General features: G+C 44.1%; 23 protein-coding genes. 7 read left to right on the top strand and 16 right to left on the bottom strand.

Annotation, left to right across the window (positions count from 1 at the left end; translation table 11 throughout):
• Positions 1-4: 4 nt before the first annotated feature.
• Genes B3014_RS00135 through B3014_RS00150 form a run of 4 tightly spaced genes read left to right on the top strand, consistent with a single transcriptional unit; the run spans position 5 to position 2,963 of the window.
• A complete protein-coding gene (locus tag B3014_RS00135; RefSeq protein WP_289245157.1) occupies positions 5-1,528 on the top strand; it encodes a fumarate hydratase in 1,524 nt (507 codons plus the stop codon).
• A gap of 25 nt (positions 1,529-1,553) precedes the next feature.
• Positions 1,554-2,018, top strand: a complete 465-nt coding sequence (locus B3014_RS00140; RefSeq protein ID WP_289245158.1) for a CopD family protein — start codon at positions 1,554-1,556, stop codon at positions 2,016-2,018.
• A 2-nt stretch (positions 2,019-2,020) separates the two neighbouring features.
• Positions 2,021-2,695: a lytic transglycosylase domain-containing protein gene (locus tag B3014_RS00145; protein ID WP_289286875.1), complete on the top strand. Its 675-nt coding sequence runs from the start codon at positions 2,021-2,023 to the stop codon at positions 2,693-2,695.
• Positions 2,685-2,963 (top strand): hypothetical protein, encoded by a 279-nt coding sequence (locus B3014_RS00150; RefSeq protein WP_289245160.1) that lies wholly within the window; start codon positions 2,685-2,687, stop codon positions 2,961-2,963. Before B3014_RS00145 ends, B3014_RS00150 begins: the two co-directional genes overlap by 11 nt.
• Here B3014_RS00150 and B3014_RS00155 read toward each other — a convergent pair.
• Positions 2,955-3,479, bottom strand: coding sequence for a retropepsin-like aspartic protease family protein (locus B3014_RS00155; RefSeq protein ID WP_289245161.1), 525 nt, complete (start codon positions 3,477-3,479; stop codon positions 2,955-2,957). The two genes, B3014_RS00150 and B3014_RS00155, sit on opposite strands and share 9 nt — an antisense overlap.
• Before the next feature lie 121 nt (positions 3,480-3,600).
• Between B3014_RS00155 and B3014_RS00160 the strand changes: the two genes are divergently transcribed.
• Complete coding sequence (locus B3014_RS00160) at positions 3,601-4,371, top strand: NAD(P)H-binding protein (protein WP_289245177.1); 771 nt, start codon at positions 3,601-3,603, stop codon at positions 4,369-4,371.
• A complete protein-coding gene (locus B3014_RS00165) occupies positions 4,364-4,822 on the top strand; it encodes a YchJ family protein (RefSeq protein ID WP_289245162.1) in 459 nt (152 codons plus the stop codon). The genes B3014_RS00160 and B3014_RS00165 overlap by 8 nt, the downstream gene beginning before the upstream one ends.
• On the opposite strand, the gene B3014_RS00170 is transcribed toward B3014_RS00165, so the two are convergent.
• The 15 genes from B3014_RS00170 to glyA all read right to left on the bottom strand — a co-directional run bounded on the left by B3014_RS00170 (position 4,819) and on the right by glyA (position 18,244).
• Complete coding sequence (locus tag B3014_RS00170) at positions 4,819-6,537, bottom strand: lysophospholipid acyltransferase family protein (protein ID WP_289245163.1); 1,719 nt, start codon at positions 6,535-6,537, stop codon at positions 4,819-4,821. The two genes, B3014_RS00165 and B3014_RS00170, sit on opposite strands and share 4 nt — an antisense overlap.
• An 87-nt stretch (positions 6,538-6,624) precedes the next feature.
• Positions 6,625-7,137: a YqhA family protein gene (locus B3014_RS00175; protein WP_289245164.1), complete on the bottom strand. Its 513-nt coding sequence runs from the start codon at positions 7,135-7,137 to the stop codon at positions 6,625-6,627.
• Between the two features lie 21 nt (positions 7,138-7,158).
• Positions 7,159-7,539: an aspartate 1-decarboxylase gene (panD, locus tag B3014_RS00180; protein WP_091714420.1), complete on the bottom strand. Its 381-nt coding sequence runs from the start codon at positions 7,537-7,539 to the stop codon at positions 7,159-7,161.
• Positions 7,540-7,590: 51 nt separating this feature from the next.
• Positions 7,591-8,445, bottom strand: a complete 855-nt coding sequence (gene panC, locus B3014_RS00185) for a pantoate--beta-alanine ligase (protein ID WP_286304283.1) — start codon at positions 8,443-8,445, stop codon at positions 7,591-7,593.
• Positions 8,445-9,239 carry a 3-methyl-2-oxobutanoate hydroxymethyltransferase gene (panB, locus tag B3014_RS00190; protein ID WP_289245165.1) on the bottom strand — a complete coding sequence of 265 codons (795 nt, stop codon included), beginning with the start codon at positions 9,237-9,239 and terminating at the stop codon, positions 8,445-8,447. Before panB ends, panC begins: the two co-directional genes overlap by 1 nt.
• Positions 9,240-9,241: 2 nt before the next feature.
• On the bottom strand, positions 9,242-9,901 hold the full coding sequence (locus tag B3014_RS00195; RefSeq protein ID WP_286304281.1) for a deoxynucleoside kinase: 660 nt from the start codon (positions 9,899-9,901) through the stop codon (positions 9,242-9,244).
• Positions 9,901-10,386 carry a 2-amino-4-hydroxy-6-hydroxymethyldihydropteridine diphosphokinase gene (gene folK / locus B3014_RS00200; protein ID WP_289245166.1) on the bottom strand — a complete coding sequence of 162 codons (486 nt, stop codon included), beginning with the start codon at positions 10,384-10,386 and terminating at the stop codon, positions 9,901-9,903. Before folK ends, B3014_RS00195 begins: the two co-directional genes overlap by 1 nt.
• Positions 10,386-11,750: a polynucleotide adenylyltransferase PcnB gene (gene pcnB, locus B3014_RS00205; RefSeq protein ID WP_286304279.1), complete on the bottom strand. Its 1,365-nt coding sequence runs from the start codon at positions 11,748-11,750 to the stop codon at positions 10,386-10,388. The genes folK and pcnB overlap by 1 nt, the downstream gene beginning before the upstream one ends.
• 53 nt (positions 11,751-11,803) lie before the next feature.
• Positions 11,804-12,379, bottom strand: a complete 576-nt coding sequence (gene rnhB, locus B3014_RS00210) for a ribonuclease HII (protein ID WP_286304278.1) — start codon at positions 12,377-12,379, stop codon at positions 11,804-11,806.
• Entirely contained in the window at positions 12,376-13,518 is a 1,143-nt protein-coding gene (gene lpxB / locus B3014_RS00215) for a lipid-A-disaccharide synthase (protein WP_289245167.1), read from the bottom strand. Before lpxB ends, rnhB begins: the two co-directional genes overlap by 4 nt.
• A 2-nt stretch (positions 13,519-13,520) precedes the next feature.
• Positions 13,521-14,642, bottom strand: a complete 1,122-nt coding sequence (ribBA, locus tag B3014_RS00220; protein WP_289245168.1) for a bifunctional 3,4-dihydroxy-2-butanone-4-phosphate synthase/GTP cyclohydrolase II — start codon at positions 14,640-14,642, stop codon at positions 13,521-13,523.
• Between the two features lies 1 nt (position 14,643).
• Positions 14,644-15,282, bottom strand: coding sequence for a riboflavin synthase (locus B3014_RS00225; RefSeq protein ID WP_289245169.1), 639 nt, complete (start codon positions 15,280-15,282; stop codon positions 14,644-14,646).
• Positions 15,283-15,285: 3 nt separating this feature from the next.
• The gene (ribD, locus tag B3014_RS00230; RefSeq protein WP_289245170.1) at positions 15,286-16,392 is read right to left on the bottom strand and encodes a bifunctional diaminohydroxyphosphoribosylaminopyrimidine deaminase/5-amino-6-(5-phosphoribosylamino)uracil reductase RibD; all 1,107 of its coding nucleotides are present in this window, start codon (positions 16,390-16,392) and stop codon (positions 15,286-15,288) included.
• Positions 16,393-16,497: 105 nt separating this feature from the next.
• Complete coding sequence (gene nrdR / locus B3014_RS00235) at positions 16,498-16,971, bottom strand: transcriptional regulator NrdR (protein ID WP_286304274.1); 474 nt, start codon at positions 16,969-16,971, stop codon at positions 16,498-16,500.
• A 19-nt stretch (positions 16,972-16,990) separates the two neighbouring features.
• A complete protein-coding gene (gene glyA, locus B3014_RS00240; protein ID WP_289245171.1) occupies positions 16,991-18,244 on the bottom strand; it encodes a serine hydroxymethyltransferase in 1,254 nt (417 codons plus the stop codon).
• Positions 18,245-18,353: 109 nt separating this feature from the next.
• Here glyA and B3014_RS00245 point away from each other — a divergent pair, with 109 nt between their 5' ends.
• Positions 18,354-19,217 carry an NAD(P)-dependent oxidoreductase gene (locus B3014_RS00245; RefSeq protein ID WP_289245172.1) on the top strand — a complete coding sequence of 288 codons (864 nt, stop codon included), beginning with the start codon at positions 18,354-18,356 and terminating at the stop codon, positions 19,215-19,217.

The raw sequence follows: 19,217 nt of genomic DNA on the forward strand, positions 1-19,217 counted from the left end.
ATACATGACAGTCATTAAAGAGACTGACTTTATCGACAGTATTGCAGACGCACTGCAATTTATTGCCTGTTATCATCCAAAAGATTTTATTCAGGCAATGACGGCCGCTTACGAGCGCGAACAATCCGTTGCGGCAAAAGATGCTATCGCACAGATTCTGGTGAACTCCAGAATGTGTGCCGAAAACAATCGCCCTATTTGTCAGGACACAGGCATTGTTAATGTCTTTGTCAAAGTCGGCATGGATGTGAAGTGGGAAACCACTAAAAGTCTTGATGATATGGTGAATGAAGGTGTGCGTCGCGCCTATCTTCATCCTGATAATGTGTTACGGGCGTCGATTGTGGCTGATCCCATCGGTCAACGAAAAAATACTGGCGACAATACCCCGGCCGTTATTCACACTGAACTGGTTGTGGGTAATCAAGTCGACGTTCTCATTGCAGCCAAAGGTGGTGGCTCAGAAAACAAAGCCAAATTTACCATTCTGAATCCTAGCGACAACCTGGTTGATTGGGTATTAAAAACCGTACCCACCATGGGCGCAGGCTGGTGCCCTCCAGGTATGTTAGGTATTGGTATTGGTGGTACAGCAGAAAAAGCGATGCTGATGGCAAAAGAGTCGTTAATGCATCCCATCGATATCCAAGAATTAATGGATCGCGGTGCAGAAACGGCGGCTGAAAAGCTACGTATCGAATTGTATGAAAAGGTTAATCAACTGGGGATTGGTGCGCAAGGACTGGGTGGGTTAACCACGGTACTGGATGTCAAAATCAGTGATTATCCAACGCATGCTGCCTCATTACCTGTCGCCATGATTCCAAATTGTGCCGCCAGCCGTCATATCCACTTCACTCTAGATGGGTCTGGTCCCGCTGAGTTTGAACCACCCTCCATGGATGACTGGCCAGATATTACCTGGGAAGCCGCAGAAAATACTCGTCATGTTGATTTGGACAATATATCAGCAGATGACATCGCTGAATGGCAGCCTGGTGAAACGCTCTTGTTGTCAGGCCATTTGTTAACAGGACGTGATGCGGCGCACAAAAAAATTGCCGATTTACTGAATAATGGTCAGTCGTTACCTGACGGGCTTGATTTCAATAATCGCTTTATCTATTACGTAGGTCCTGTCGATCCGGTTAAAGGTGAGATTGTCGGTCCTGCAGGTCCAACAACAGCAACTCGAATGGACAAATTCACAGATATGATGCTGGAACAGACCGGTTTGTTAGGCATGATTGGTAAAGCGGAACGTGGTGATGAAACAGTCGCATCAATAAAACAACATCATTCGGTTTACCTGATTGCCATTGGTGGCGCAGCGTATTTAGTGTCAAAAGCTATTAAATCATCACGTATGGTGGCATTCGAAGAACTGGGTATGGAAGCTATCCGCGAATTTTATGTAGAAAATATGCCCGTCACTGTGGCTGTCGATAGTGAAGGTCATTCGGTACATAAAACAGGTCCAAGTGAGTGGAAAATTAACATTGCCGATATACCTATAAACACGAATTAACAAAACATATAAAGAGAGCCCACTTATGATAATTGCCTTACCTTTACACCTGTTAGCTGCCGTGATTTGGGTGGGGGGTATGTTTTTTGCCTACACCGCCCTTCGTCCTGCAGCAGTTGAATTACTCACTCAGGAACAGCGTCTGCCTCTGTGGGCAGGTGTCTTAAAAACATTTTTCAATTGGGTCTGGTTGGCTATAGCAACCCTATTGCTTACTGGCGTGTGGATGATTTCTCTACTAGGTGGCATGGGCGGCGTTGATGGAGTCGGCATTCATGTTCACATCATGTTATTGATTGGCATCTTTATGATGCTCATTTTTATGCATGTATTTTTTAATCCATTCAAAAAGCTGAAATGGGCAGTAGTAGAGCATGACTGGATTGCAGGCGCTACAGCCTTAACGCAAATACGCAAACTGGTTCTGCTCAACCTGATCTTAGGTATTATCACTATTCTGATAGCCAGTTCTGGACGTTATTGGTTTTAGACATGAATAAGCTGATGAAATGGTCCCTGCTCAGTCTGATGGTGTTTTCAAGTCAGCTGACTGTGGCAGATACCATTCAGCGTATTCAAAACCCGGATGGTTCCGTTGAGTTCAGTAATGTTAGGCAAGCCACATCACAGACTGTCATATACAAATCACAAACAGGTGAAGGGTTTGTTTTTTCAGATCAAAAACCTGCACATGGTCATTTCGAAATTTTAAAATACAGCTGTTATGCCTGTAATCCCTCATCAAAAATAAACTGGCATACCATTAAACTGGATTTTTCATCCTATGCTGACGAAGTAAAACGCTATGCCAAGAAATATAACGTGGATGCCGCCTTGGTCAGAGCCGTTATTCATGCGGAGTCAGCGTTCAATAAGAAAGCTATTTCCAGAACTGGCGCTCAGGGCCTGATGCAATTAATGCCAGGTACAGCCAAAGACTTAGGTGTGGATAAGCCTTTTAATGTCGACCAAAACATAGAAGGCGGTGTTAAATATCTGGCGGAGCTGCTATCTTTATTCAAAGGCAATACTCGCCTCGCCACAGCTGCTTATAACGCAGGACCCAATGCCGTGAAAAAATATAACGATGTTCCACCATACTCCGAGACTAAAGTTTATGTAGAACGTGTGAGCATTTTGCATCAACGTTATCAACATGAAAGTTAGAAAAACAAAAAAATGGCTGGCTGAAAATGACCATTTAATCCACGCCACCATGCAAAAAGTGGCTTCACATGTTCAGCGTGAAGAAGGGGAGTGGGTATTGAATACCATTACATTAGAAGGTCAGGATATCCCCTTTAAATACAAACGCCGACGCCGATATAAATCATTGAATGGCGCGCGGGTAGATATCGTCTATTACCCAGATAAAGAAGTGATTGCCCGCATGACTTTCGAATATATGAAAGTAGTTAAGATTGCCTTATCCTGACACTGGTACACGTAGCGTCATCACACCATTACGCTGAGTAATATCGAGATGCTTCATAAAACTCATACCTAATAAAACCACACCATCACTCATATGCGGATTAATACTCGCATCGACATGCTCTAAGGTAATGCCACCAAGACGAACCGTGTCGACATCGGTCTGAAATACTGGCACCACACCATTAGCTGTCGAGACCATCGATGTAGCGCCTTTTTTTAATCCCGCCGCTTCTGCGATAGCAGCAGGAATACTGACATTAGTAGCACCTGTATCCAGTAAGAAATTAACAGGGTGACCGTTGATATAGCCAGGGGCCAGATAATGGCCATCACGGTTACGTTTTAATGTGACTTCTCCGGTGCCTGAATTTGCGGACATCAAAGCCTGATTCGGATTGTCACGCTGCTGAATATAGCCATTAAAGAATAAGGTAAGTGACCCCATTAAGAACAGCCAGAACAATATGGTGACAATATTGCCGGAAAATAATTTTGATATATCAGGTGCACTCATACCTGCTCTTCCCCTTATATTTGTCGCCATAGTATAAACAACCATGACAATAAGACTAATGCTTGATATGGTGTCGCCATCTGAATAATTCAATTAGAGGTGTGTCATTAATACCATCAGTATTCTTGGTAGTGGTTGGTTAGGCTTACGCTTAGCAAGACAGTTACAGAGAGCTAATACCGAGATTAAACTCTCGACACGTGACTCAGAAAAACAGTCTTTATTGGTTAAACAAGGCTTTGATGCCTACCAAATCGATATTGAAACACCAGCTGACTTTAGTCAGTTTCTGGACGCTGACACATTAATTATCAATATCACCAATAAAAATAAAATGGCATATGAGCAGCTGATCAAACAGATTGAACAAAGCCCGATTAAACAGGTGTTATTTATCAGCTCCAGTTCTGTTTACCAAAATACCAATGACTGGGTTAGAGAAGAACGTCAATATGAAAACGAAGAGAGTATTCTGTGGCAAATAGAATCCCTGTTTAGGCAGTCTTCGGAGTTTTCCACTAGCATTATTCGCTTCAGTGGCTTGATAGGCCCACAACGTCATCCAGGCCGTTTTTTCAGAAATGGCAAGCAAGTAAAACAGGCGGATGCCCCGGTAAATTTAATTCACCTTGATGATTGCATCGGCATCATTGAACAGCTATTGGAGCAACACGTCTGGGGAGAGGTACTTAATGGCTGTGCAGACACACATCCAAGCAAAAAACAATTTTACCGCCATGCAGCTGAGCTAATGAATCAGCCTGTACCAGACTTTAATCAGGATAATGCAGCTTCCTATAAAATCGTCAGCAACGATAAAGTGAAAACATTACTGTCCTATCAGTTTCAGTATCCAGATTTAATGTCTATTCCCGCTAGTGCTTATGAATAATCACTTATGTCCCTGTCTCAGCCAGCTTACTTACGTCGAATGTTGCGAGCCGCTTCATAAAAAACAACAACGTGCAGAAAATGCTGGGCAACTGATGCGCTCGCGTTACAGTGCATTTTATTTGGGTGAGATAGACTATTTAATCGCGACACTGCATCCATCGAAACGTCGATTAGATGAACGAAAGTTATTGCAAAATACGGTTAACACAACAAAATGGTTGGGATTACGTATTTTGGATCACCAACAAAAAAATGAACTGGCCGAAGTGGAGTTTGTTGCGTTTTATGAGAACAACCCGATAGGTCAACTCCACGAACGCTCACGTTTTACCTGCGAAAGTGGTGAATGGTTCTATCATGATGGCATTATTCTGCCAGCCGTCAAACTGGGCAGAAATGATCCCTGTTTCTGCGGCAGTGGCAAAAAACTAAAACGTTGTCACGGTTAATCATCACCCAGATAACGTTTTCTCTTAGCCGGTTTTAATTTATCCAAATCGACCATCACCAGACCGTCAATACAATGACCAAAATCAGCGTCGATATTGAAGTCGATGAACCGAACACCACCCTCTTCACAGACATCGGCATATTGTTTATATAAGGTAGGCACAGTCACATTCATATGCGTTAACTGCTCACGCATGGCAGTAAAATCAGCCTCGGCATCGGTGCCACAATAGGTTTGCAACACTTGTTGTTGCAGACTTCGCTCAGCAATATATGGATTTTTCGCTATTGCTAAGTGTTTATCATCTGGAAAATAGTGTTGATAATAACCAACGATTAACGCCTTAGCGAAATCAGGATAACTGTTTGATAAACTAACAGGCCCAAATAGATAGCGGATATCAGGGTATCGTTTCAGATAAGCGCCTATGCCATACCATAAATAATCCAGACTGCGTCGGCCCCAATATTTCGGGCTGACAAAGCTTCTGCCTAGCTCAATACCCTTTTCAAAATAGGGTTGCATCGCATCCGGATCGTAAGAAAATAACTCCTGACTATAAATTCCACGACTGCCAGGTTGTGACAGTATGTTATTCACTTCACCGATCCGATAAGCGCCAGCAATTTCTAATTCGTTTTCATCCCATAAGATCAGATGACGATAATCACGATCATAACGATCGATATCGCGCCTTTTCCCTGTCCCCTCTCCGACCTGCCTAAACGTAAACTCACGTAAACGGCCGACTTCATGCATCACAGCTGAATCAGGTTGATAGTCAAATAAATAGATCTTTTTATTATCTGCTGTCTGGCCTAATAACTCCGCCAATTGCAACTCACGTTTAATATTACGACGGTCCTGTGGGTGAGCTATAGTTTGCTCTGTAACAAATAACGGTTTTTTACCTTTTGCCATCCGATAGAGGTGGCGGCGTAATAGTTTAGCCTTTTCTGCTTTCACCAATGGCAGTTGGTCAACTTGTTTATAAGGAATAGGTTCGCCAACACGCATGGTGATGTTCTTTGAGTTTTTATTAAACATCTCATGCGCCAACATCATGCCAGAAAGTGGTTTATAGACCATGGATGCACTGTAGAACAAGGAAGAGTTTCTGGCACCGACATAGATAGGCAGAATAGGTGAGTTGGTTTTCTTGGCAAAATTCAGAAAACCGGTATTCCATTTACCATCGCGTACACCACTAGGACGAATGCGCGATACTTCACCCGCCGGGAAAACAATCACTGCTTCTTCATTATTCAGAGAATCAATAATGCGAGAAATACTACTTTTGCGTGTGGATTTCGATAAATTATCGACAGGTAAGAACAAAGAGTCGACCGCGTTAAAATTCATTAACATATCGTTTGCGACGATTTTGACATCACGGCGGACTTCACCAACCAATTTTAATAATGACAAACCATCCAGCGCACCCAGTGGATGATTAGCAACAATGACCACCCGTCCTGTTGCCGGAATATTATTGCGATCACGGTGGCTAATGCTGTAACTGAAATTGAAATAATCCAGCACCTGCTCAATAAAATCGAAGCCTTTTAAATCCTGATGCAACTCAAGGAATCGATTCACTTCCTGCTCGTGTGTAATTTTACGCAGAAAGCTAATCGTCGATTTTTTTATCCAAGGACGGGAGCGTTCGAATTTAGGAAATTTTTGTTGAACGGCTTGTTCGATATTGAGCATGTTTTCTCTCTATGCTTGCAGACAGCTTGCAAGCATAGAGAGAAGATATGACAGCCTTATAACGTTTTAATGACGTTTTTGTGACGATTAGTGGTCGTCAGCGTGGGAGAAGTATAAAGCCAGTGCGATAAGGCCAATACCACCAGCAAGCGCCAGCAAATCAAGCGGACCGTGAAAGTCCATGCTAATGGCATGTTCGAAAAAGTTAACAATCAGAATCATCAAAACAACACGGCCTAAACGTGCTTTTAGATCATCCAAACTGTGAATAGCTAATACTTTCGAGTTCTCACTCTCTTCTGCTTCTTCGATTTTACTGATAAACAGCTCATACAAGCCAAGAGAGAAGATAAACAGTACGGTCGCCAGCAAATAGCCATCAATCACCTCAACGACGTGTGCCACGGTTTCAGCACGAAAATCCTTTCTGGCATCACCAATCAAATCAGGTGACATGTATTCGCCAAGATGAGAAAGTAAATAATAGACATCAACCGTTGCCATATAAAACATGGCTAATGCGGTAACCAGGCTGGCGATAACGGCTATGAGTACAACAAAACGACTATTCCAGAGCGCTTTTTCAAACAATCTTTCCATTGATTTAGTACTCGTTTCTTTTTATGCAGCTTGAACAGGAATAGCGTGACGCATGTGTGTGATATCGTTTTTTTCGTCGAGATACACCAGTGTTGGCTTAAAGTTTTCGACTTCTTTGGCATCAAGTGTTGCGAATGCACAAATAATTAAACGATCGCCTGGGGAAGCTTTATGGGCAGCTGCACCATTGACCGAAATGATATTTGAACCATCTTCTGCGCGAATAGCGTAGGTAGTAAAACGTTCGCCGTTGGCGACATTGTAAATCTGGATTTGCTCATATTCATGAATACCAGCGGCTTCCAGTAACTTACCGTCAATTGCACACGAGCCTTCATACTCCAACTCGGAATGAGTCACACAAGCACGATGTAATTTTGCTTTTAAAAAGGTCAGTTGCATAGCCAGAATGTTCTTATGAAATAGCCCAATATTATCGCTTTTTAACAAATATCAGGCAAGGTCACAGGCAATATTATCTATTAATCTTACGCTTCCCAGCCTTGCAGCCACAAAAATACGAATGTGTTTGTCATTGGCATTAGCCAGTTCCAGATCATTTGCGCGACGAATATCGACATACTCAGGTTCCAGTCCCGCTTTTTGTAACTCTTCTTTCGCCGTCGCACAAAGTTGATGGAAGTCAGTAAGGCCATCTTCTTCAATAGCTTGCTTCATTGACAGCAGTGTTTTATAGATCAACGGCGCTTGAACTAATTGTTTTTGGTTCAATAAGCTGTTTCTGGAACTCATGGCCAGCCCACTCTCATGCCTCTTTGTTGGCACGCCAATCACATCTACCGACAAATTTAAGTCTGCCACCAGTTTCTTGATTAACATTAATTGCTGATAATCTTTCTCACCAAAAATGGCAATATCAGGCTGCACCATATTGAATAGTTTTGTTACAACGGTAGCGACGCCATCAAAGTGGCCAGGGCGACCTTTGCCGCAGAGCTTATCATCGACACCAGGAACAATGACTTTGGTTAACGATGCCATACCATTCGGATAAATCATTTCCTCAGTCGGCGTAAAAATCAGCTCACAATCGAGTTCACTCAATAACTGGATATCTTCATTCAATGTTCGGGGATAATCAGAAAGATCCTGTTTATCATTGAACTGCAGCGGATTCACAAAAATGCTGACGACAACGCGATCCGCCAGCTCACGCGCTTTTTGTACTAAAGAGAGATGACCTTCATGCAGGTTGCCCATTGTCGGTACAAATGCAATCACTTCATTCTGTTGACGCCAACTTTTGATGCGGGTTCGTAATGCTCCCAAGTTTTCTGCTATCGCCATTAGAACTGCTGCTCCGCATTAGGAAATGCACCTGATTTCACCGATTGTACATAGTTTGTCAGAGCGGCTTGTATTGAGCCGGTATCCGCTAAAAAGTCGTGACTGAAGCGTGGTCTTCGGCCAGGCGTTAAGCCCAACATGTCATACACCACCAACACCTGCCCATCACAGTCGCTACCAGCACCAATACCTATCACAGGAATATCCAACTGTTTGGATACGACGGCTCCTAAGGTTGCCGGTACGCATTCCAATACCAGCATATCTGCACCAGCTTCTTGCAGACTGATGGCATCGGCAATCAATTCTTCTGCGGCCTGTGTTTCACGACCCTGCACGATGTAACCACCTAACCGATGAACTGACTGAGGTAATAACCCTAAATGTCCACATACGGGTATGCCACGTGCAGTTAGCTGTTTAACTGTATCGGTGATGACGGCGCCACCTTCCAGTTTGACCATTTGAGCGCCGCCTTCAGCCATCAGGCGAGCAGCGTTTTTGATAGCTTGTTCAGTGTTGGCATAACTCATAAACGGCATATCAGCGATGACAAATAACTTATCACTACCGCGGATCACATTAGCCGTGTGATAAATCATATCGTCAACACTTACAGGAACTGTACTCTCTTGTCCCTGGATAACCATTCCCAAAGAATCACCTACTAGTAGAACATCCACACCGGCTTGCTCAAGTGCGTAACTAAAGCTCGCATCATACGCAGTGAGTACAGCAATTTTTTCTTGCGCCGTTTTCATTTGACGCAGATGTTTAAGACTAATACGGCTCATGATTATTTCTTCTCTGAGACGGGCAATGGATTGTAATAATGACGACCACTTTGAATACTGCAGATTTGTTCAAGTAATTGCAGATAATCTTGATCACCATTCACTAGATCAATTTGTTCAGCATTCACAATCAACAACGGCGAGGCATCGTAATAGTGGAAAAAGTCCGCGTACGTATCAGCTAACCGTTTCAGGTAGCCCTCTTCCACGTGTTGCTCATAGCTAATACCACGTTGAGCAATACGCGATTTCAACACTGGCAATGATGCTTGCAGATAGATGACTAAATCAGGGGTTCTATGGTGTAACGTTAAATTATCATAAACCATATTATAGAGCGCTAACTCATCGTCATCTAAGGAAATTTGAGCAAATAACTTATCTTTTTCTACCATGAAATCAGCGATATGCAAGTCGTTGAATAAGTCATCTTGATTGAGTGTTTTACCCAACTTAACGCGCTGCATTAAAAAACTGAGCTGTGTTGGAAGAGCGGATTGTTTGGGATAAAGGTAAAATTTTTCCAGAAAAGGATTTTGTTCTGGCTGTTCGAGTAGAACAGAGCCGGAAAAACTCTCAGCCAGACGTTTTACCAGATGCGTTTTACCTACGCCGATAGGTCCTTCAACCACAATATAACGATGTGATAGTGAGTGATTCATTATGTATGCGTTTCCACTTTTCTCAAGCCATCTAAAGGACAGTTTTGCTTGATTACTGATAGCTTACCTTGTCCAGGAATAGTTAAGTCAGCAACAATTTCGGCTAATGGATAGACAACAAAAGCCCGTTCGCTTAAGCCTGGATGAGGCACCTTGAGTCTGTCATCATCAATAACATAATCGGAATACACCAAGATATCGAGATCCAACGTGCGTTCGCCCCAATGGCGTTTCTTCACCCGGCCATGTTTCTGTTCAAGTTGTTGCAGGTTATCAAGCAATACATGTGGCGGCAATGCTGTATCCACCTCGACAACCGCATTCACATAATCCGGCTGATCCTGAGGCCCCATTGGCGGGCTATGATAAAGCGATGATTGATGTAAAAGACGTGTATCTTCGAGATTTTTTATATCTTCTATTGCTGTCAAAATTTGTGTCTGCGGGTCGTCTAAATTACTTCCCAATCCAATAAAAACCTGCATCAATTTTGTTCCGACTTTTTCGCTGCGGGTCGTCTACGGCGTCTACGGCGAGGCTTTTTGACGCTGCCCTCTTTGCCCAGAGCATCGACCATGGACTGTTGTTGTTTCACTGTTTCTGTCTGAAATTTTGTCCACCAATCTACCGTTTCACTCAACGGTTCACCAGCTTGAGCTCTTAATGCTAAAAAGTCATATCCAGCACGAAACTTGGGATGCAATAATGTTTTGAATGCTCTTTTTCCCTGACGCTTCAATAGGCGGGGCTGCAAAGTCCAAATATCTCGGGTGACCAGACTATAACGCTTGGGAACAGCAACACGTTGGATCTGTTCTCCAATAATTTCAGATGATGCACGCTGCATCGCTGGAATTTCTGGCATGCCATTAGTCATCAATAAAACCGTACGCTGCCGCACTGGCTCCCATAATATTGCTGCAAACAAAAACGCTGGTGTCACTGGCTTACCGGCTGCGATACGAATATCCGTATTTTCTAATGCCTTCATCAACATCGTTCTTGGATAACCGTCTTGTTCTTCATGCAACAACGCAGCGGTTTGTGGGTAGAGATGCTCAAACAGACCGTAATGACAGAGTAATTCATGTGTCATGGCAGCCTGGCCACTCAGATACAGTTTTAGTGTTTCATCAAACAGCCTTGCCGGCGGGATATCTCGAATCAAATGTGCCCAATCAAAAATGCCTTGCTCTGTCTCTTTATCCAGCTTTAAGCCAAGCTTAGCTAAAAAGCGACAGGCTCTTAACATGCGAACAGGATCTTCACGATAACGTGTTTCAACATCACCAATTAAACGGATAAGGCCCGCATTGAGATCGGCCATTCCACCGGTGTAATCGATGATAGAAAAATCTTTGATATTGTAATAGAGCGCATTGATCGTAAAATCACGTCGCCAGGCATCTTGTTCTAAAGTGCCAAACACATTGTCCTGCATAATGCGGCCCTGAGTATCAACATGTTGTTTAGCCTCAGGTGGCGCACGGAAAGTAGCGACTTCTATAACGTCACGTCCAAACCGAACATGAACCAGCTTAAATCGTCGTCCGATCAACTGGCTGCGCTTGAATAGCGCATGCACTTGTTCTGGCGAGGCATTGGTGGCTACATCAAAGTCTTTTGGTTCATAACCTAGCAAAAGATCGCGTACACACCCACCGACGAGATAAGCATCATAGCCGCCCTCTTTCAAGGTATACAGCACTTTGAGTGCATGTTGACTAATCTGTTTACGCGATATGGTGTGTTCACTGCGAGGGATAATTAACGGTTCACGTCCTTGTTGCGGATGTTGACCGTTTTTGCCTCTAACCAATTTGTTGAAAATTTTATTTAACGACAGCATAAGTCTTGAATAATACCACGCTCATCAGTTTTTCTATGATTTATATAATGGCATTACAGTGATAATGCCTTATGAACAGGGCCGAATGAACGTCTATGAATATCCGTTACCCCTAGCGTTAGAAGTGCTTGCTGATGTTGCTTGGTTGGATAGCCTTTATGCTTGGCAAAACCATAGCCTGGATACTGTTCCTCCAGTGCAATCATTTCTTGGTCACGTGCGACTTTAGCTAAGATTGAAGCGGCCGCAATAGCGGGCTCAGATTGATCACCTTTAATAATGGTGGTGACGGGACAATTAAGCTTAGGGGCATGTATACCATCAACGAGCACGTGTTCTGGGACTATAGATAAGGCTTCAACGGCTCTTTTCATCGCAAGTAAACTGGCCTGAAGAATATTTAGCTCGTCTATTTCATCTGGCTCAGCTCGCCCCATTGCCCAGGCTAAAGCATGCTCTTTGATTAGAGGTACCAGACTCTCTCTTCGTTTTTCAGTGAGTTTTTTTGAATCAGCCAAGCCTGCAATTGGGTTATCAGGATTCAGTATGACAGCAGCAGTCACTACGGGCCCGGCTAATGGGCCACGTCCAACTTCATCAACGCCGGCGATAATAAGCGTATTTGTCATGAATGATGAGTATCAATAAAAGAAATAACGGCTCTGGCTGCGTTGTCAGCGCCACCGCTGGGCCCGAGCGCTTTAAGCACTTGTTCTTGAACAGTATGGGCCTGTTGTTGGGCTTCTGCCGCGGTCAGAAAATATAATAACCGTGGCGCTAACTCAGCTACCGACACCTGGCTCTGTAATAACTCAGTGACGACATTTTTTCCGGTCACAATATTACATAAACCCACGTAAGGAATTTTTACCAGTCGTTTGAGAATCTGGTAAGTCAGTGGCGCAACCCGGTAAGTAATTAAATGCGGTACACCTAACAAAGCAATTTCCAGAGTGACAGTGCCCGATGCCGCCACAATGGCATCACAGCTACGAACGACATCATAAAACTCACCAGAAATGACCTCCACTTTCACCGCCGTTTCTGATAAATATGGCTCAATTAACGTCCGATCTAGCCCAGGTGCTAAGGGTAAAATAACCTGCACAGAATTATCACGTTGTTGAATATGCTCGGCGGTCGCTAACATCACTGGCAATAATGCTTCCACCTCACTCCGACGACTGCCAGGAAACAAGCCTAAGACAGGCGCTTTCGTATCAAGGGAAAAATGCGACTTGGCCTGTTCAGAAGTCCAGTCTGAATGTACTGCATCAACTAAGGGATGACCCACACATTTCACAGCCACATCGGCTTTTTCATAAAGCGACTGTTCAAATGGAAACAACACCAGCATCAGATCAACATAACGCTTTATGGCTTTGATTCGCCCAGCCCGCCAGGCCCATATTTTAGGGCTGATATAGTAAATAACCGGAATACCCAATTCATGCGCTTTTTTAGCTAGCTTTAGATTAAACCCAGGGTAATCGACTAATATTAATGCGTCAGGTTTACTTGAAGCTAAATGTTCAACGGTTTTATCAAAAACAGCTTTGATATGAGAGTAGCGTTTAATGACCTCAACCAGGCCCATGACAGCAAGCTCAGCAAAATCGGTGATAATATCCACACCCGCTTCACGCATGGTCTCACCACCGATACCGGAAACAGAAATATCCGGCCGGTGTTGTTTTAAGGCTTTTAGCATTCTGCCGGCATGGGCATCACCAGAAGCCTCACCCGCCACGACAAATAATTTAGGCATGCTTACTCAGTCTCGTCAGCTTCCAGATAACCCACTAACTCCAGTCCAAACCCTGAAACACCAGTCAACTTCGTGGGTGTCCCCATCACGCGCATTTTTTTCACGCCTAATGCTGACAAAATTTGTGCACCAACACCAAATGTACGAAGATCCCAGCCCCCCTTAACAGGTAAAGGGCTCTCATCACGGTCTTCTCGTTCATAACGTGCAATTTTGGCCGCTAACTGTTTATTCTGAGCCGGTAACCTCAAAACAACCAGAATACCTTTACCCGCTTGTTGAATTTGTTTCAGCACTTGAGGAACTGGCCAATGTGTCGGCTCCCTGACCGAGCCTAAAATATCACTGAGTGGGTCCGCCATATGCACGCGAACTAACGTTTCTTCATCAGGAGTAATATCACCATAGGTGAGGGCTAGATGGACCTGAGAATTGACTGAATCCTGAAAGCTGTATAGCTGAAAATCACCATACTCAGTAGGAAACTGACATTGAGATAATTTTTCGACTGTCATTTCATTTTCAAGTCGATAACTTATCAGGTCAGCAATCGTACCAATTTTCAGATCATGTTTTTGTGCAAAGGTTTCCAAGTCTGGGCGCCTGGCCATACTGCCATCATCATTTAAAATTTCAACAATGACAGCTGCTGGAGATAAGCCGGCAAGCTGAGCGAGATCACAGCCAGCTTCCGTGTGACCAGCTCGTGTTAACACCCCACCCGGCTGTGCTTTTAAGGGGAAAATATGGCCTGGTTGAACCAAATCCTCAGGTCGTGAATCAGGATCAACTGCGACTTGCACGGTTAAAGCACGGTCGGCCGCTGAAATACCAGTCGTCACTCCTTCTGCCGCTTCAATGGAGACAGTGAAGTTAGTGGAATAAGGCGTCTGATTGTCACTGACCATCAGTGGTAATCGTAATTCACGACAACGATTTTCCGTTAGCGTCAGACAAATCAAACCACGCCCAAACCGTGCCATAAAATTAATGGCATCTGGTGTGACTTTTTCTGCAGCCATAATGAGGTCACCCTCATTTTCACGATCTTCATCATCCATAATGATGACCATTTTTCCCTGTCTGAGATCGTCAATAATCTCTTCTGTGCTGTTGAGTTGCATATTAAGTATCACTGTTTCCTGACAATGTTTCTCTGGCGTCTGCAGGGTCGAGTCCAGGTAACAAACGCTCAAGATATCGAGCAATCAAGTCGACTTCCAAATTCACAACCGTACCCACTTTATATTCTTTAATGATAGTTTCCTGCATAGTGTGGGGAATGATATTGATTTCAAACCAGCCTGCTCCAACCTCATTCACCGTAAGACTCACACCATCAATCGTCACAGAACCTTTTTTAGCGATATAGCGTTCCAAATTGGCGGGTACTTCCATTCGAAACTGTACTGAGCGCGCAGACGGTGTCATCTCTAACACTTTACCAAGACCATCAACATGGCCACTCACCATATGTCCACCGAGACGATCACCTACAGCAAGCGCTTTTTCAAGATTAACGGGTGAGCCTTCAGTAATCTGTGAAAGTGCAGTTCGCTCGAGACTCTCTTTTGATACATCAAAACTCACATGAGACTGATCAAGTTCAACCACAGTCAGACAGACACCATTAATAGCAATGCTATCGCCAAGACTGACATCAGATAAGTCTAATTTTTGGGTCGCCACTTTCAATCTCATATCGCCACCACTTGGGGTGATAGACGTTACCTGTCCCATGGCTGCAATAATGCCTGTAAACATGAATTAAGATTCCTCGTTATATATTGGTCTTGCAGTGATACGCCAATCCTTACCTACTGCTCGGATATCATCAATTGTTAGGGAAATATTCTGAGACATTGTCATCATCTCAGGTAAATGAAACACACCACGTGCCATATCGCCCATAATTTTGGGTGCCATGTATATGACTAATTCATCGATTAAACCTGCTTTTAACAACGCCCCATTCAAGACGCCACCTGCTTCAATCATCAACTCATTGATTTCACGTTGTGCCAGTACCGCCATCAACGCATTCAGATCGATATTCTGGTCTACAGAGGGCAAAACTAAACATTCGGCTGGTTCCGCGATAGTAATATCATTGGCCGTAATCACCAGTACTTTACCCTCTTTGAGAATTTGAGCACTCGCAGGCAATCGTCCATCACTATCCACAATGATTTTGAGCGGTTGTCTGATCTTCTGACCAGAAGGGTACCAATTATCATGATCTGCAGAAAAACGGACATTTAACTGCGGATCGTCCGCGAGTATCGTACCAATTCCAGTCATAATGGCTGAGCTGCGCGCGCGCAGCTTTTGTACATCCTGTCTGGCTTCAGGACCGGTTATCCACTTACTCTCACCCGATGCCATAGCTGTTCGACCATCAAGGCTCATGGCGACTTTACTTCTGATATAAGGTCGACCATGACGCATACGATAGGCAAAACCAGGATTCAACTTCTCTGATTCAGAGCTCAACAGTTTGGTGTGGACCTCTATCCCCGCCTCTCTCAGGCGATGTATGCCTGAACCTGAAACAACGGGATTTGGATCAGTCATCGCTATAAAGACGCGTTTCACACCAGCATTAACCAGAGCATCAGCGCAAGGTGGTGTACGTCCATAATGGCTACAGGGTTCAAGCGTGACGTAACAGTCCGCCCCTCTAGCCTGCTCACCCGCTTGGTGTAGAGCGTTTACTTCAGCGTGACTCTCTCCTGCCCGCTGATGCCAGCCTTCACCAACAATCTGATTATCTCTCACAATGACACAGCCAACCCGAGGGTTAGGGTCAGTCGTGTATAGTCCATTTTTGGCAAGCTCAATGGCTCTTGCCATATAAAATTCAGCAGAAGCCATGATCATTTCTCTTAAAATGAAATAACAATGTATTCACATCGAATACAACAAGATATAAAACACTGACTATCAGTAAGAGCATGATATCAGTGCAGATAAACATCTTTATTTTTTATCGTCCGGTTCTGATTTATTTTCCATTCGTTCAATTTCTTCACGAAAGGCATTCACATCCTGAAAACTTCGGTAGACAGAGGCGAAGCGCACGTACGCGACTTCATCTAATTCACGAAGTGCATCCATCACCCAGTCGCCAACCAAGCGACTATCGACTTCACGCTCACCCGTTGCCCACAGTCGCCGAGTAATAGTTTTGACGGCTGTATCGACGGCATCAATACTGACGGGCCTTTTTTCCAGTGCTCGCATAAATCCGGCACGTAATTTATTTTCATCAAATAACTCACGTGAGCGATCACGTTTAATCAATCTTGGCAGACTTAATTCAGCCGTTTCGTACGTGGTAAAGCGTTCATTACACTCGACGCACATACGACGTCGGCGGATGGCATCACCTTCCGCCGACAGTCGTGAGTCCACAACTTTTGAGTCATCTGCACCACAAAATGGACAGCGCATAGTGTTTCCGTGAGGTTATTTATGAGTAAACAGGCAAACGATCACAAACCGCTTTTACTTTACTCTTCACATCGTTAATCACCTGTTCACTTCCCGCTGCGTCAATGACATCACACATCCAGTTTGCCAGATCGCGACACTCTTCTTCTTTAAAACCGCGAGTCGTCACAGCCGGTGTACCAACACGGATACCTGATGTCACAAAAGGTGATTGTGGGTCATTTGGAACCGCATTTTTATTGACCGTGATATGAGCAGCGCCTAACCAGGCATCGACATCTTTACCTGTCAGGCCAGCTTCTATAAAACTGACTAGGAATAAATGGTCATCAGTACCATTTGAGACAACGTCATAACCACGTGTCATAAACACATCAGCCATCACACGTGCATTTTTGATGACCTGATCCTGATAGGTTTTGAACTCAGGCAGCATGGCTTCTTTGAAGGCAATTGCTTTAGCTGCAATCACATGCATTAAAGGACCACCTTGGAAACCAGGGAAAACAGCCGAGTTAAGTTTTTTCTCGATCTCAGGGTTGGCTTTTGCCAGAATCAAACCACCACGTGGACCACGTAATGTTTTATGCGTTGTTGTCGTTGTGACATCAGCAATTTGCACCGGGTTAGGATATAAACCTGCGGCAACCAGCCCTGCTACGTGGGCCATATCAACTAGTAAATAAGCGCCGACTGCATCAGCGATATCACGAAAACGTTGCCAATCCACTACACGAGAGTAGGCAGAAAAACCAGCTACGATCATTTTTGGTTGATGTTCTTTTGCTAAACGCTCGACTTCATCATAATCAATTTCGCCGGTTTCAGCATTCAAGCCATATGAAACTGAATTGTAGATTTTTCCTGAAGCACTGACTTTAGCACCATGTGTCAGATGGCCACCATGTGCCAGACTCATGCCTAAAATGGTATCACCAGCTTGTAATAAAGCGAGATAAACTGCAGCATTAGCTTGTGAACCAGAGTGTGGCTGAACGTTAGCATAATCAGCACCAAACAAGGCTTTCGCACGTTCAATGGCAATAGCTTCTACTGTGTCAACATGTTCACAACCACCATAATAACGTTTGCCGGGATACCCTTCAGCATATTTATTGGTTAAAGATGAGCCCTGAGCTTCCATTACACGAGGGCTCGTGTAGTTTTCTGAAGCGATCAGTTCGATGTGATCTTCTTGACGTTTATCTTCCGCAGCGATTGCATTGAACACGTCATCGTCAAAGCCAGCGATGGTCATGTTTTTCTTGTACACAGTATTCCCCTGTATCTACTGTAAAATGGGACATTATTCTATCTCACAACGTCGCTGGCATCTATGGCATAGTGACAGTTTTATTCGCATAAGGATTAAATCATAGCTTATGAAAATAGGATTAATTGGAACAGGCCTGATGGGGCAAGCCTTATCACATCATTTATTAGCTGAGAATCAACCTCTGGTCGTGTTTAATCGCAGCCTTGAAAAGTGTGATGAGTTAAAGGCTCGAGGCGCTGCTGTAGCGACATCTGCGCAAGCTCTAGTTGAGCAGTGTGATATTTGTTTACTTTTTTTAAGTGATGCAAAAGCCATCAGCTCTGTACTGGACGATATCAACACTGAGACGTTTAAAAACTGTCTGATTATACAGATGGGCACAATCGCACCTGAAGAGTCACGTGCACTTGCCAGTCGTGTAAAAACGGCAGGCGGTCGATATCTTGAGTGTCCTGTACTTGGCAGTTTACCTGAGGCAGGCAGTGGCAAATTAATTTTAATGGCTGCAGGTGAAAAATCTGACTTTAATACGGCATTGCCATTACTTGAGTTGATTGGCCATGAACCACAATACATAGGTGAGATTGGACAAGGAGCGACTGTCAAACTCGCTATGAATCAGTTAATCGCAGGCCTGACAGCCAGCTTTGCATTGAGTTTGGCCTTAGTTGAAAAAGAAGGCATTGCCACTGAACAGTTTATGAAAATTGTGCGTGATAGTGCCCTATATGCACCCACTTTTGATAAAAAACTGACTCGAATGGTGGATAGGGATTTCTCGGCACCCAACTTCCCAACCAAACATCTCGCAAAAGACACTCGCCTCTTCTTAACCGTTGCCAACGAACTAGGCCTGGACACAAGTGCACTCAAAGGCATTGAGCTACTGCTACAGAAAACGCTGGATATGGGACTTGATAACACTGATTATTCAGCATTGATGGCGGCTGTTTCCCCCAAAGAGTCATAA

The sequence above is a fragment of the Methylophaga sp. UBA678 genome, from assembly GCF_002299105.1.
GTDB classification, from domain to species: Bacteria; Pseudomonadota; Gammaproteobacteria; order Nitrosococcales; family Methylophagaceae; genus Methylophaga; species Methylophaga marina.

What these genes read in the sequence shown, in the direction of transcription:
- B3014_RS00195 (WP_286304281.1), bottom strand. Translation starts at nt 9,901, where the DNA reads ATGAATCACTCACTATCACATCGTTATATTGTGGTTGAAGGACCTATC.
- B3014_RS00155 (WP_289245161.1), bottom strand. Translation starts at nt 3,479, where the DNA reads ATGAGTGCACCTGATATATCAAAATTATTTTCCGGCAATATTGTCACC.
- panB (WP_289245165.1), bottom strand. Translation starts at nt 9,239, where the DNA reads ATGAGCCGTATTAGTCTTAAACATCTGCGTCAAATGAAAACGGCGCAA.
- nrdR (WP_286304274.1), bottom strand. Translation starts at nt 16,971, where the DNA reads ATGCGCTGTCCATTTTGTGGTGCAGATGACTCAAAAGTTGTGGACTCA.
- B3014_RS00165 (WP_289245162.1), top strand. Translation starts at nt 4,364, where the DNA reads ATGAATAATCACTTATGTCCCTGTCTCAGCCAGCTTACTTACGTCGAA.
- pcnB (WP_286304279.1), bottom strand. Translation starts at nt 11,750, where the DNA reads ATGCTGTCGTTAAATAAAATTTTCAACAAATTGGTTAGAGGCAAAAAC.
- B3014_RS00175 (WP_289245164.1), bottom strand. Translation starts at nt 7,137, where the DNA reads ATGGAAAGATTGTTTGAAAAAGCGCTCTGGAATAGTCGTTTTGTTGTA.
- panD (WP_091714420.1), bottom strand. Translation starts at nt 7,539, where the DNA reads ATGCAACTGACCTTTTTAAAAGCAAAATTACATCGTGCTTGTGTGACT.
- B3014_RS00135 (WP_289245157.1), top strand. Translation starts at nt 5, where the DNA reads ATGACAGTCATTAAAGAGACTGACTTTATCGACAGTATTGCAGACGCA.
- panC (WP_286304283.1), bottom strand. Translation starts at nt 8,445, where the DNA reads ATGGCGATAGCAGAAAACTTGGGAGCATTACGAACCCGCATCAAAAGT.
- ribD (WP_289245170.1), bottom strand. Translation starts at nt 16,392, where the DNA reads ATGGCTTCTGCTGAATTTTATATGGCAAGAGCCATTGAGCTTGCCAAA.
- B3014_RS00140 (WP_289245158.1), top strand. Translation starts at nt 1,554, where the DNA reads ATGATAATTGCCTTACCTTTACACCTGTTAGCTGCCGTGATTTGGGTG.
- B3014_RS00170 (WP_289245163.1), bottom strand. Translation starts at nt 6,537, where the DNA reads ATGCTCAATATCGAACAAGCCGTTCAACAAAAATTTCCTAAATTCGAA.
- folK (WP_289245166.1), bottom strand. Translation starts at nt 10,386, where the DNA reads ATGCAGGTTTTTATTGGATTGGGAAGTAATTTAGACGACCCGCAGACA.
- B3014_RS00145 (WP_289286875.1), top strand. Translation starts at nt 2,021, where the DNA reads ATGAATAAGCTGATGAAATGGTCCCTGCTCAGTCTGATGGTGTTTTCA.
- B3014_RS00225 (WP_289245169.1), bottom strand. Translation starts at nt 15,282, where the DNA reads ATGTTTACAGGCATTATTGCAGCCATGGGACAGGTAACGTCTATCACC.
- ribBA (WP_289245168.1), bottom strand. Translation starts at nt 14,642, where the DNA reads ATGCAACTCAACAGCACAGAAGAGATTATTGACGATCTCAGACAGGGA.
- B3014_RS00150 (WP_289245160.1), top strand. Translation starts at nt 2,685, where the DNA reads ATGAAAGTTAGAAAAACAAAAAAATGGCTGGCTGAAAATGACCATTTA.
- B3014_RS00245 (WP_289245172.1), top strand. Translation starts at nt 18,354, where the DNA reads ATGAAAATAGGATTAATTGGAACAGGCCTGATGGGGCAAGCCTTATCA.
- rnhB (WP_286304278.1), bottom strand. Translation starts at nt 12,379, where the DNA reads ATGACAAATACGCTTATTATCGCCGGCGTTGATGAAGTTGGACGTGGC.
- lpxB (WP_289245167.1), bottom strand. Translation starts at nt 13,518, where the DNA reads ATGCCTAAATTATTTGTCGTGGCGGGTGAGGCTTCTGGTGATGCCCAT.